Source organism: Sporichthyaceae bacterium (genome assembly GCA_036493475.1).
Lineage (GTDB): Bacteria > Actinomycetota > Actinomycetes > Sporichthyales > Sporichthyaceae > DASQPJ01.
In genome coordinates this window covers 26,691-38,722 of the sequence record DASXPS010000050.1, presented here as the reverse complement: position 1 = coordinate 38,722, position 12,032 = coordinate 26,691, and the positions used below count along the sequence as shown (strand labels likewise).

Genomic DNA, 12,032 nt, shown 5'->3' with positions numbered 1-12,032 from the left:
CGGACATCGCCATACGGTCCGGCAGATCCACGTGTGGTCTGGCTTCGCGCTGCCCGTCCCGCTGTTGGCCGGGCTGGCCTCGCGCCTCTACCGCGACGATCTGGGCCGGCTCAACCGTTTCGCTGCCGATGACCGGCGCTGGCTGCGCTCGCCAACCCGCCGCAACGGCGAGATCCGGGTGGGCAAGTTCAACGCGGGTCAGAAGCTCAACGCCGCCGCCTCTGCCGGGGCGATCGGCACGTTGTTCCTGACCGGCGCCGTCATGTACTTCCACGACTGGACCCGGTTGTCCTGGCGCAGCGGCGCGACCTTCACCCACGACTGGTTCGCCCTCGGCCTCGGCGTGCTCGTCCTCGGCCATCTCTCCTTCGCACTGCGCGACCCGGTCGCGCTGCGCGCGATGCGCACCGGAAATGTCCCGGTGGACTGGGCGCGTCGCGAGCACGAAGCCTGGGTCGACGAGCTCGAGCGCCCTACGCTCGAAACGTGGTCTCCCGAAGCAAAACCGCCGTCTACGCCCGACGCCGCAAGCGTCGGATGGCCAGGGTCGAACACGACCTGACGGAGGCCCAATGGGCGGCGCTGAAGACGGCCTGGGGCGGCTGCGCCTACTGCCACAAGCAGGACGAACACCTGCAGAAGGACTGCGCCCTGCCGATCTCTGTCGGCGGCCGCTACACCCTGGTCAACGTCGTCCGGCCTGCCGTTCCTGCAACGCGAGCAAGTGCAACACCGAGGTCACCGCGTGGCTGCGCCGCAAGAAGCTCGACGAGGGCGCGTTCCTGATCAAGCAAGCCGAAATCCTGCGCGTCCTGTGCACAGCGCTCGATCCCGACCCCGCATCCGCGTTGGAGACGGCGTGATTCGACCGGAAGCCTTCGTGGCCGGCGAGCGGGCGGTGCTCGAGGGCCTGCTCGATGTGCAACGGGACGAGATCGTGGGCATCCTCGCCGACCTCGATGACACCACCGCCCGGGCGCGGCTGGTCCCGTCGCTGACGACGCCGTTGTCGCTGGTCAAGCACGCCACGTTCGCGGAGAAGATCTGGTTCCACTCGCGGGTGGCAGGCGTTTCGCGGGCCGAGGTGGGCCTGCCGGAGACCATCGACGAGAGTTTCGTGCTCGAGCCCGCGGACACCATCGCCTCGGTGCGTTCGGCCTTCCTGGCCGCCTGCGAGCACTCGCGCGAGGTGGCTGCGCAGCACGGCCTCGACGAGCAGTTCGAGTGGCGCTTCGGCCCGGTGAACCTGCGCTACATCTACGCGCACATGATCGCCGAACTGGCTCGGCACGCGGGCCACGGCGACATCCTGGTCGAACAGCTGAAGGCCGCTGCCGCGGATCAGGGAGCCGGCGCGCGCCGGTAGCGCTCGTAGATCACCCGCGAGCCGAACGCCCGGGTCTCCACGAGGTCCAGCACAACGCTTTCGGTGACCGGCGCCAGGAAGGGCGTGCCGCCCCCGACGAGGACCGGGTAGCGGAAGATCCGGAACTCGTCGACGAGGCCGAGTTCGATCGCCGCCGCGGCCAGGCCGGCGCCGCCGATCTCCACGTCCCGGTCGGTCGCGCCGAGCACCGCGACAACCTCCTCGGCCACCGACCCCTGCGCGAGCCGCGCATTGCCCTGCACGCTTTCCAGCGTGCGGCTGAATACGACTTTCGGCAGCGCGCACCAGATCTCGGCGAACGCGGCACCGGCCTCGTCGTCGCGCAACGAAAGGTCGGTCTCCCACACCAGCATGGTCTGGTAGAGCTTGCGGCCAAGCAGCACGGCGCCGAGCTCGCTCACCCGCGCGAGGTGAAAACGGAACAGCTCCTCGTCCGGCGGCGTCCACCCGATCCCGCCCTCACGGTCGGTGATGAACCCGTCCACCGAGACGCCCATCGAAAAGTTCAGCACGGCTTCACCCCCGCAGACGCTGGGCCCGGGCCCCGTCGGCCCGGGATGCATATTGGAACAGGAGTGACGGCGCGAACGGCGTGTCGCACCTCAGCTGTTTCGACTTGCATTCCTAACCTTCGCTGGGCACGGCCGTGGCGGCTGATTCAGGCGTCCCCCGTCGTACGCATCCGCGCGTCGCCGAAGTGTCGGTGGCTGTGTTTATGTTCGCGCCTTGCACGATCCGGCAGAGCGTCAGGCATGACCGAACCACCCGCTACGGTCACCTACGACCTGGATGAAGCGGCAACCCTCCTGTGGGACCTCGAGAGTGCGCGCGAACCGTTGCGCGAGTTCGAGGCGCTGAGCCCGCTCGCCGGCATCGAGCATCAGATCGTGGTTCTCCACCGTAAACTCTTCGGGGAGGGAGGCTGAGATGTCCGAATCCATTGCCGAGAAGGCTCATCGTCTCGGTCTGCTCACTCTCGTCGAAGCTGCTCGCGCCACCGGTATCCCCGGGCCTGAGCTCGCAAAAGCCGTCATCGAACGACGCGTCCGATCGGTGATGGTGGAGGGAATCGCCCACATCCCCCCGGACGCCTTGGACGAGTACCGCCGCGCCGAGCGCGCCGGCTGAGTCAGACGTTGAAGCGGAACTCCACAGCGTTCCGACGTCGAACAACGTCATCAGGGCAACACCCTAGCCGTTGGTTGATGGCTCCTCGGAGCGCTGCGAAACGGTTCTTTCCACCCAGGTTGGGTTGCGGCGGTAGCTCACCACCGCCAGCACGAGGATCTGGTCCGCCGCGAGCAAGTACACGACCAGATAGGGAAATCGCTTGAGTATGACGCGCCGGTAGGACTCGAACAGGACGGCGCCGGACTCGGGGAACGACTCCAGGCGATCGAGCTGCTCTGCCAGACGCACACGGAATCGTGCAGGCAGGGCCGGATCACGGCTTCCGTAGTAGTCGAGAATCGCCGCCAGGTCACCTGCCACGCCCGGATGAAAGATCAGGCGGCGGCCTGTCACTTCCAGCGCTCACCGATCCGGGCCTCGAGCTCGTCTCTGGCAAGCCCGATGGAAGGGTCCGCCGCGAGCTCTGCTGCGCGGGACTGGATCGTCGCCCTCTGCGCCTCGGTCACGGCAATCGGCGAGGACTCGACGGTGCTCTCGATGTACTCGACGAGCTCCAACCGCTCATCCAGGCTCATCGCGTCGATCGCCGATTGCAGGGCGGGGTTCACCATGCGCTCAGGCTACTCCGGGCGCGCGACGAGCACCGCAACGTCAGCCGGCCCAGTGCTCGCTCCACTCTTCAGCAGTCTTGAACTCGTCCAGCTCGATGGACGTCGCACACCCGCCTTCCGAGAGAAGCCACGTCGTGAGCGTCCGCAAGTCCCGCTGCCGCCAGTCCTCGAAGTGGCCCGAGATGGCAATCTCAATCCCCCACCCCGGACGGAAGCCCGCAACACGCTCCAACTCGACGATGTCGTCGGAGGTGACGTCGGCCGCAGAGAGATCCTCGACAAGTTCGGCCCACACCAGGACCTGTCGGTCAGGCTCGGTGACTCCGATGGGAAGGTCTGTCCTCACTTTGGCGACCGCTAGACGCCGTAACACCTCGCCGCGGCACAGGGCCGGGAACACGAAAAGGGAGCGCACCACGCCATCACATCAGAGCTGGTGATCACTGACGGCCGCATTGACGCCGGATACGCGAGGCAACAGGGCGTCAGATGCCAGACCGCAACTAAACATTGAAACGAAATTCGACGACGTCGCCGTCGCGCATCACGTACTCCTTGCCCTCGATGCGCACCTGGCCGCGGGCCTTGGCCTCGTTCATCGAGCCCGCGGCGATCAGGTCGTCGTAGGAGACCACCTGGGCCTTGATGAAGCCGCGTTGGAAGTCGGAGTGGATCACCCCGGCGGCCTCCGGGGCGGTGGCGCCCTGACGGATCGTCCACGCCCGGGCCTCCTTGGGCCCTGCGGTGAGATAGGTGGCCAGGCCCAGGGTGGCGAAACCGACCCGGGCCAGTACGTCCAGTCCGGACTCGGCCTGCCCGGTGGACGCGAGCAGCTCGGCGGCGTCGGCCTCGTCGAGCTCGATCAACTCCGCCTCGAACTTGGCGTCGAGCAGGATGGCCTCCGACGGGGCCACCAGCTCACGCAATTGCCCGGCCAATGCCTCGTCACCGAGTTGGTCGGAATCGAGGTTGAACGCATACAGGAACGGCTTGGCCGTCAGCAGGTGCAGGTCGTAGAGGGGGGCGGTGTCCAGGCCGGCCGCGTAAATGGTGCGACCGGAGTACAGCACCTCCTGGGCCTCGTGCGCCGCGGCCAACTTCGCCGCGTTCTCCCGGGCCAGCTCCTTGGACAGCCGCGTCTCCTTCTCCAGCCGCGGCATTGCCTTCTCGATGGTCTGCAGGTCGGCGAGGATCAGCTCGGTGTTCAAGGTCTCCAGGTCCGACTTGGGGTTGACCTCACCGTCCACGTGCGCCACGTCCGGATCGGCGAACACCCGGATCACCTGGCAGATCGCGTCGGACTCGCGGATGTGGGCGAGGAACTTGTTGCCCAGCCCCGCACCCTCCGAGGCACCCTTGCCCACCCCGGCGATGTCCACGAAGTTGACCGTGGCCGGGATCACCTTGACCGAGTCGAACATCTCGGCGAGCACCGGCAACCGCGGGTCGGGTACCCCGACGGCTCCGACGTTCGGCTCCACCGTGGAGAACGCGTAGTTGGTGGCCGGCACGTCGTTGCGGGTCAACGCGTTGAACAGCGTCGACTTGCCGACATTGGGCAGACCGACGATTCCGATGGTCAAGGTCACGAGCGGAAAGCCTATGTCAGCTGAAGAAGCCGGCCCTCCAGGCGACCTCCGCCAGCGCCCGCTGCCCGTACACATTGGGATGGAAGTAATCCCACTTGGACAGCTGGTGGAAGGTGAAGCGAGTGCCGTGCACCACGCCGCCGTCCCAGCGGCAGGTCGGCCCGTAGTCGGCGCAGGCGGCGGCCAGCTCGGCGTTGTAGGAATCCACCTGCCGGCCGACGGTGGCCCGACGGGCCTCGTCAGCGGCGGATGTGCTCAACGGGTCGGCCAGCAACGACTGGCAAATGTGGGCCTTGGTCCAGGTGAACCGGGCCAGCCGGTGGGTGTGCGCGATCTCCCAGAGCCGGTTGACGTCCGGGATGCTGATGATCTGTACCCGGGCCTGCGGCAGGTCCCTGCGCAGGTCGCCCAGCGCCGCCCGCAGTTGCGTGCGGAAGGTGGGCACCGAGGTCATATCCGGGACCGAGTCTGCGCAGGCGTCGTTCGCGCCGATGTCGATGGTGACGTAGTCGACCTTGGCCGGCACCGCCTGCGCGATCTGGTCGGACAACGCCGCTACCCCCACGCCCGTGTGCGCCAGGTTGACTGCCGCCACGTCGTGACCCGATGCCGCGGCCAATCGAGTGCGCAGGCTGTCCACCCGCGAGTCGGTGCCGGTGCTCCAGGAGCGCGGCGGACAATCCCGAAAGAATCCGCAGGCATCGAAGGCGCGGCTGATCGAGTCTCCCACGGCGGCCATCGAGGTCGGCCAGGCGGTGGCATCCGTGCCGGTCGCCGCCCCGGCGGGCACCGCCGTGGACAACACCAGCGCGCCCGTACCCAGCGCGGCGCGCCACCGACTTCGCCACATGGCCAGATCGCCCTCCGCCGGCGACCTTAACCCCGCCACCGATCCGTTCGCCGGTAATCCACAGATCCCGTGCACTCCACACGAAACTGTCGGATGCGGCCGGCACGGTGACCGCATGAACAACGCATGGGCGCTCGCGCTGCTGCTCGGGGTGCTGCTCGGGCTGGGCGCGGGGCTGCTGCTGGGCCGTTCACTGGCCGCCGGGCAGTTCGAGAACCTCTCCGCGCGGGCGCTGCGCGCGAACAGCGCCGCATTAGTGGACCTGGCGCACGCCCCGCTGCGGGACTGTCTGGACCGGGTGGAGGGGCGGCTACGCGAGCTGGAGAACGCTCGGGTGGGCGCCTACAGCGCGTTGCGGGAACAGGTGGAGCTGTTCCACACCGGCTGCCAGGAGCTCACCGAGCAGACCGCCGCTTTGGCCGGCGCGCTGTCCGCGCCGCAGGCCCGCGGCCGCTGGGGTGAACTGCAGTTGCGCCGCGTGGTGGAACTGGCCGGGCTGGCCGAACGCTGCGACTTCGACGAACAGGTGCACCTCGATTCCCCCGACGGGGTACTGCGCCCGGATCTGGTGGTCCGGCTGTCCGGCGGACGCTGCGTGGTGGTGGACGCCAAGGTGTCGCTGACCGCCTACCTGGAGGCCGCTGAATGCACCGGCGACACCCAGCGCCGGGAGCGGCTGCGCGCCCACGCACGGCGGCTGCGCGCGCACGTCGACGAATTGGCGGACAAGCAGTACTGGGCGCGGGTGGCGGGCAGCCCGGAGTTCGTGGTGCTGTTCCTGCCCGGCGAGGCGTTCCTGGCCCCGGCGCTGGAGCACGATCCGGATCTGCTCGAGCACGCGATGACGCACCGGGTGTTGATCGCCACCCCGACCACGTTGGTGGCCATGCTGCGTACGGTGGCCTGGGGGTGGCAGCAGGAGTCGCTGACCACGCATGCCCGGGAGGTATTCGAGCTGGGTCGGGAGCTTTACGGGCGGCTGTCGACGATGGGCGAGCACGTGGACCGGTTGGGTCGCTCACTGAGCCGCGCGGTCAGCGATTACAACGCCGCGACCGCCTCGCTGGAGACGCGGGTGCTGGTCTCCGCGCGCCGCCTGCACCACCTCGGGGTGGTGTCCGAGGACCTGCCCGCGCCCCGCGGGATCTCAGTGGCCGCTCGGCCCGCTACAGCGCCCGAACTCATTCCAGAGGCTTCGGCCACCTACGATTGAGTACATGACCGAGCCCATTCGCCGCGTGCTGCTGGCCGCGCCGCGCGGTTACTGCGCAGGCGTAGACCGCGCCGTGCAGGCCGTCGAGCGGGCGCTGGAACTGCACGGGGCGCCGGTCTACGTGCGCAAGGAGATCGTGCACAACCAGCAGGTGGTGGCCACGCTGCGGGAGCGGGGCGCGATCTTCGTCGAGGAGACCGAGGAGGTCCCGGAGGGCGCCGTCGTGGTGTTCTCCGCGCACGGGGTGGCCCCCGTCGTGCACCAGGAGGCCGCGGCCCGCTCGCTGCGGACCATCGACGCCACCTGTCCGCTGGTCACCAAGGTGCACAACGAGGCCCGCCGGTTCGCCGCGGCCGGCTACGACATCCTGCTGATCGGCCACGAGGGGCACGAGGAGGTCATCGGCACCTCCGGCGAGGCCCCCGAGCACATTCATCTGGTCGACGGGCCGGACGACGTGGCCAACATCGTGGTCAAGGACGAGCAGCGGGTCGCCTGGCTGTCCCAGACGACGCTCTCCGTCGACGAGACGCTCGCGACAGTGGCCAAGCTGCGCGAGCGCTTCCCGGCGCTGCTGGACCCGCCCAGCGACGACATCTGTTACGCCACGCAGAACCGCCAGGAGGCGGTGAAGGCGATTGCGCCGCGCACCGACCTGGTCATCGTGGTCGGCTCACGCAACTCCTCGAATTCCGTGCGCCTGGTCGAGGTGGCCCGGGAGTACGGGGCGGCGGCGGCCCATCTCGTGGACCGGGCAGGGGAGGTCGCCGATGCCTGGCTGGACGGGGTGCAGACGATCGGGGTGACCAGCGGGGCCTCGGTGCCGGAGATCCTGGTCACCGACCTGCTCGCCCATCTAGCGGCGCGGGGATTCCGCGATGTCGAGGTGGTCACCGCGGCCGAGGAGTCGTTGCTGTTCGCGCTGCCGCCGGAGTTGCGCCGCGGGCTCAAGGCGGCCAATCGCGCCTAACGTGTCGTCAGATCAGTGCGCGTTCGGTAACAAATGGACGGTATTCGTGCCGACTATCTGATCTGCCGGCAACCGGCGGGAAACCGTCGGCGTCCTGATGTGTCTTTCGATAGCAGTTGTCCGACCACTGCTTCGAAGGAGCCCTTAGATGCGCACCCACGTTGTACCCCGAACCGCCGCGGCGCTGGTGGCGGCGACGGGTCTGCTGCTCGGCGGGGCGACGGCCGCGGGCGCGATGACGCACACCGCGTCCGCCCCGACCTTGCACACCGCGGCGGCCAAGCCGGCCATGGTGCCGATCGAGAAGAACGCATTCATGCCGTCTGCATTGACCGTGACGGTGGGTCAGGCGGTGACCTGGACCAATGAGGACGACGTTCCGCACACGGTGACCACCACATCTGCGCCGGTCAAATTCGACTCGGGTGTGTTCGCCAAGGGGAAGTCGTTCACCTATACCTTCACCCAACCCGGTCTCTACAAGTATTACTGCGCCGTGCACCCGGACATGACCGGCACCGTCACCGTGGCGGACAAGGGCGCGCCCGCTCCCAAGCCCGACCAGGACATGCCGGGCATGGCACACGAGACGGGCGCAGCCCCGGCCGCGGCGCCACCCGCCGCCCCGGCGACAAAGCCGGCCGACGACCCGATCTCCGGTGCGGTGAACCCGTTCATGGCGCACATGCAATCCGCGCACTTCAGCCGCGGGCCGGGCGCTCAGGTGCAGGACATCGCCGAGTTCGACACCTGGCTGAAGACCCACGAGGCGCTGTTCCGGATGATGCTCGATCCCGAGGTTGGTCCGTCCAGCGCGCTCGGCCAGGCACCGATGGCGGGGGTCTTCATGCAGCACATGGACGCTGCGCACTGGAACCGCTCGCCGATGGAACAGGCCTCCGACATCTCCAACTTCGACACCTGGAACAAGTCCCACCTGGCGATGTTCCGCATGATGCTCGACCCGTTCGTCGGCAAGAACAGCGCGTTGGGCGCCGCACCGGGCACCGGCGTGTTCATGCAGCACATGGACGCCGCGCACTGGAGCAAGTCGGTGAACGGTCAGGTCACCGACATCGTGGATGACGCCCCGACCTGGATCTCCTCGCACCAGGCGATGCTCCAGATGATGGCCACCTCGCTCGCCTCGGGCGGCCACAGCCCCGGCCCCTGAACCGACACGCCCCCGCGTCAGGGCCCGGATGCCACGGTCCGGGCCCCTCGCGCACTTACGCTGGCCGGGATGTGTCCCGAACCGTCGAGGTGGGCCCAATGACGCCGAACCGCTCGCACCGCGCGCCGAGGCGCCTGCACCTGTCCGGCCGGTTCGCGGCCGCGGGCGCGGCCGTCCTCGGCTGCGCCGCGCTCGCCGTGGCCGGCGGCGCCGCCCCCGCGCAGGCCCATCCCAGCACCGCCGACCTCAGTCAGGCCGTGGTGATCTCCGACAACCACTTCACCCCCGACGACGTCGGGATCCACGTCGGGGACAAGGTCACCTGGACCAATACCGACGAGGTCTCGCACAACATCGAGGCGGTCGACGGCCCGGAGCCGTTCGGCACCGAGGATCAGGTGCTGCACCAGGGAGACAGGTTCACCTTCCGGTTCTGGCGGCCGGGCATTTACCACTACGTCTGCACGCTGCAGCACGGCATGCGCGGCACCATCCGGGTCGGCGCGCGCCAGCGCACCTCTCCGCCCTCCGACGACTGGTCCGGGGGCAGCGTCTGGGGTCCGGGACGCCCGCCCAACCACGGAGCGCTAGCGCGATAGGTGGCGGCTGATCACCAACCGCTGGATCTGGTTGGTGCCCTCGAAGATCTGGGTGATCTTCGCCTCCCGCATGTAGCGCTCCACCGGGAAGTCGCGGGTGTAGCCGTATCCACCGAACACCTGCACCGCGTCGGTGGTCACCTTCATCGCCGCGTCGGTGCAGATCAACTTGGCGACGCTGGCGTTGCGGCTGTACGGGCGGCCCGCGTCCCGGCGCCGGGCCGCGTCCAGATAGGTGGCCCGGGCGCTGTCCACCGCCGCGGCCATGTCGGCCAGCAGGAAGCCCAGGCCCTGGTGGTCGATGATCCGCTGACCGAACGTCGTGCGCTGCTTGGCATAGACCGTGGCCGCGTCCATCGCGGCCTGCGCGATGCCGGTCGCGATCGCGGCGATGCCCAGTCGGCCCGCGTCCAACGCGGAGAACGCGATCTCCAGGCCCTGTCCCTCGTCGCCGACCAGGCGGTCGGCGTCGAGGTCCACCCCGTCGTAAAAGGCCGCGGTGGTGGGGATCGCGTGCAGGCCCATCTTCGCCTCGGGCCGACCGAAGATCAGACCATCCGCGGCGCCGGGCCCCTGGAAGCAGGAGATCCCGCGGGAACCCTCACCGGTGCGGGCGAACAACGCGTAGAAGTCGGCGCGACCGCCGTGGGTGATCCAGGCCTTGGTCCCGGTGATCCGGAACCCGGTCTCGGTCTTGGTCGCCTTACAACTCAGCGCGGCCGCGTCCGACCCCGCCTGCGGCTCGGACAGGCTGTATCCGCCGATCACCGCGCCGGTGGCGATGTCCGGCAGCCACCGTTCCTGCTGGGCCGGGTTGCCGAACTGCACCAGCGGATGTCCGGCCAACGAGTGCACGCTGACGGCCACCGCCACTGCTGCCCAGCGAGCCGCGAACTCCTCGAGCACCTGCAGGTACACCTCGTACGGCTGACCGCCGCCGCCCCACTCCTCGGGGTAAGCCAACCCGAGCAGTCCGGCCTCTCCCATGATCGAGAACAGCCCGTCCGGATAGGCCTCCTCGGCTTCGTAGGAGTCCACCCGAGTGGCAAGTTCCTTCTCGGCCACTTCCCGGGCCAATGCCAGCAGGTCACGGGCCTCGGCGGTGGGCAGCAGACGATCGACGGCCACGGCGGACTCCCCTCGCATGGTTCACCGACAACGCTAACTCACCACAAGGGGCCGCCCGCGTCGAGCGGACGGCCCCTTGTCACGGGCGGTGGTTAGTTACTGCTCCTTGGGCGCCTTGTAGGTCTTGGCGTCCGCGGACTCACTGAGCGCCTTGATCTGCTTCATCCCACCGGGCGTCGCCTTGTCGGGGGTCATGAGGTAGACCGAGCGGGACGGCGGGGAACCGGGCTTGGTGTAGTCCAGGTTCGCCACCAGCTTGTCCGTGGACAGGTTGCTGATGCTGGTGATCGCGGTGTGAATGCCGTCGCGGGTCAGGTCCTTGGCGGCGCACGCCTTGGTCAGCGTCTGCCCCCAGATCACGCCCATCGCGTAGCCGAAGCCCACGCCATAATTGGGCTTGACCTTCGGGTTGTCCTTCGTGAACTCGGTCCGCAGCTCCTTCATCTTGGCCAGCGGGGACTCGTAGGGCACCGCGCTCTGGGCGACGGTGAGCTTGCTCAACGCGGCCGCCGCCGGGGTGTCCAGCAGCGCGGGCGCGAACGACGGGTTGTTGCCCACCATCGGCACGTTCAGGCCGAGTGCCACGTTCTTCGCGGCGGCCGACGCGGTCTGCGTCGGGGTGGTGGTCAGCGCGATCGCCTTGACGCCCTGGCTCTTGAACTTGGTGATGACGCTCGTCATGTCGGCGTCGGTGGCGGTGACCTTGCCCTCGACGATCGTCATGCCGTTCTGCTTGGCGAAGTACTGCGAGCCGAGCAAACCGTTGCCGCCGTACTCGCCGTCGATGTAGATGTGCCCGATCTTGTCGCCCTTCTTGATCTTGCCTTCGCCCATCAAGTAGTCGAGGACGTTGATCATCTCGAGGTCGTAGGTGGTACCGACGATCGTGACGTAGGGCTGGTCGAGCAGCGTCGAGGCCCAGGACACGGCCTCGGTGGTGACCTTCTTGTCGTTGATGTCGGTCAACAGCGCCGCGATGACCGGGGAGCCGAGGATCTCCATGAAGCCGGCGACCTTGGGCTCGATGGTCGGGAACTGGATGGTCGCCGTGTCGGCCTTGTAGCCGTGGTCCAGGGTCTCCAGCTTGATCTGCCGGCCGCAGACGCCACCCTTCTTGTTGACCTCGTCGACCCACATCTTGTGGCCGGCCTGGATGCCGGTGTCCAACTCCTTGAACGGACCGCTGAGGTCCGCCATCACACCCAGGGTGATGGTGTCGCCGGTGACGCCGGGACCCATCTTGACGCCGTCGGCACCGGTGGTGCCACCCGCGGGTGCGCTGGTCGCGCTCGCGTTGTTGCCGCTGCCCCCACCACCGCACGCCGCCAACATGAGGGCGCCCGACATCGCGAGGGCCATGAGTTTCGGTGATCTGCGCAT

At 68.3% G+C, this 12,032-nt stretch carries 17 protein-coding genes; 9 read left to right on the top strand and 8 right to left on the bottom strand.

Annotated features, from left to right (window positions below; translation table 11 throughout):
• The 3 genes from VGJ14_05840 to VGJ14_05830 all read left to right on the top strand — a co-directional run.
• On the top strand, positions 1-562 hold a 562-nt coding region (locus VGJ14_05840; protein ID HEY2831928.1), incomplete at its 5' end, for a cytochrome b/b6 domain-containing protein.
• Positions 563-572: 10 nt separating this feature from the next.
• Positions 573-863 carry a hypothetical protein gene (locus VGJ14_05835; protein HEY2831927.1) on the top strand — a complete coding sequence of 97 codons (291 nt, stop codon included), beginning with the start codon at positions 573-575 and terminating at the stop codon, positions 861-863.
• Complete coding sequence (locus VGJ14_05830; GenBank protein HEY2831926.1) at positions 860-1,366, top strand: DinB family protein; 507 nt, start codon at positions 860-862, stop codon at positions 1,364-1,366. The genes VGJ14_05835 and VGJ14_05830 overlap by 4 nt, the downstream gene beginning before the upstream one ends.
• Here the strand turns inward: VGJ14_05830 and VGJ14_05825 are convergent.
• Positions 1,342-1,884: a dihydrofolate reductase family protein gene (locus VGJ14_05825; protein ID HEY2831925.1), complete on the bottom strand. Its 543-nt coding sequence runs from the start codon at positions 1,882-1,884 to the stop codon at positions 1,342-1,344. The two genes, VGJ14_05830 and VGJ14_05825, sit on opposite strands and share 25 nt — an antisense overlap.
• 255 nt (positions 1,885-2,139) lie before the next feature.
• Between VGJ14_05825 and VGJ14_05820 the strand changes: the two genes are divergently transcribed.
• A complete protein-coding gene (locus VGJ14_05820) occupies positions 2,140-2,313 on the top strand; it encodes a hypothetical protein (protein ID HEY2831924.1) in 174 nt (57 codons plus the stop codon).
• Position 2,314: 1 nt separating this feature from the next.
• Positions 2,315-2,515, top strand: a complete 201-nt coding sequence (locus VGJ14_05815) for a hypothetical protein (GenBank protein ID HEY2831923.1) — start codon at positions 2,315-2,317, stop codon at positions 2,513-2,515.
• A gap of 63 nt (positions 2,516-2,578) precedes the next feature.
• On the opposite strand, the gene VGJ14_05810 is transcribed toward VGJ14_05815, so the two are convergent.
• From VGJ14_05810 to VGJ14_05790, 5 genes are all read right to left on the bottom strand, one after another.
• Positions 2,579-2,911: a type II toxin-antitoxin system RelE/ParE family toxin gene (locus VGJ14_05810; protein HEY2831922.1), complete on the bottom strand. Its 333-nt coding sequence runs from the start codon at positions 2,909-2,911 to the stop codon at positions 2,579-2,581.
• On the bottom strand, positions 2,908-3,129 hold the full coding sequence (locus VGJ14_05805) for an addiction module protein (protein ID HEY2831921.1): 222 nt from the start codon (positions 3,127-3,129) through the stop codon (positions 2,908-2,910). Before VGJ14_05805 ends, VGJ14_05810 begins: the two co-directional genes overlap by 4 nt.
• Positions 3,130-3,169: 40 nt before the next feature.
• Positions 3,170-3,547 (bottom strand): hypothetical protein, encoded by a 378-nt coding sequence (locus VGJ14_05800; protein HEY2831920.1) that lies wholly within the window; start codon positions 3,545-3,547, stop codon positions 3,170-3,172.
• 85 nt (positions 3,548-3,632) lie between these two features.
• A complete protein-coding gene (gene ychF, locus VGJ14_05795) occupies positions 3,633-4,718 on the bottom strand; it encodes a redox-regulated ATPase YchF (protein ID HEY2831919.1) in 1,086 nt (361 codons plus the stop codon).
• Positions 4,719-4,734: 16 nt separating this feature from the next.
• Complete coding sequence (locus VGJ14_05790) at positions 4,735-5,568, bottom strand: SGNH/GDSL hydrolase family protein (protein ID HEY2831918.1); 834 nt, start codon at positions 5,566-5,568, stop codon at positions 4,735-4,737.
• Positions 5,569-5,683: 115 nt separating this feature from the next.
• Here VGJ14_05790 and VGJ14_05785 point away from each other — a divergent pair, with 115 nt between their 5' ends.
• From VGJ14_05785 to VGJ14_05770, 4 genes are all read left to right on the top strand, one after another.
• The gene (locus VGJ14_05785) at positions 5,684-6,781 is read left to right on the top strand and encodes a DNA recombination protein RmuC (GenBank protein ID HEY2831917.1); all 1,098 of its coding nucleotides are present in this window, start codon (positions 5,684-5,686) and stop codon (positions 6,779-6,781) included.
• A 4-nt stretch (positions 6,782-6,785) separates the two neighbouring features.
• Positions 6,786-7,751 (top strand): 4-hydroxy-3-methylbut-2-enyl diphosphate reductase, encoded by a 966-nt coding sequence (locus VGJ14_05780; protein HEY2831916.1) that lies wholly within the window; start codon positions 6,786-6,788, stop codon positions 7,749-7,751.
• A 148-nt stretch (positions 7,752-7,899) separates the two neighbouring features.
• Positions 7,900-8,925, top strand: a complete 1,026-nt coding sequence (locus VGJ14_05775) for a cupredoxin family copper-binding protein (protein HEY2831915.1) — start codon at positions 7,900-7,902, stop codon at positions 8,923-8,925.
• 98 nt (positions 8,926-9,023) lie between these two features.
• Entirely contained in the window at positions 9,024-9,524 is a 501-nt protein-coding gene (locus VGJ14_05770) for a plastocyanin/azurin family copper-binding protein (GenBank protein HEY2831914.1), read from the top strand.
• Here VGJ14_05770 and VGJ14_05765 read toward each other — a convergent pair.
• A complete protein-coding gene (locus VGJ14_05765; protein HEY2831913.1) occupies positions 9,513-10,652 on the bottom strand; it encodes an acyl-CoA dehydrogenase family protein in 1,140 nt (379 codons plus the stop codon). The two genes, VGJ14_05770 and VGJ14_05765, sit on opposite strands and share 12 nt — an antisense overlap.
• A 96-nt stretch (positions 10,653-10,748) precedes the next feature.
• Positions 10,749-12,032, bottom strand: coding sequence for an ABC transporter substrate-binding protein (locus VGJ14_05760; protein ID HEY2831912.1), 1,284 nt, complete (start codon positions 12,030-12,032; stop codon positions 10,749-10,751).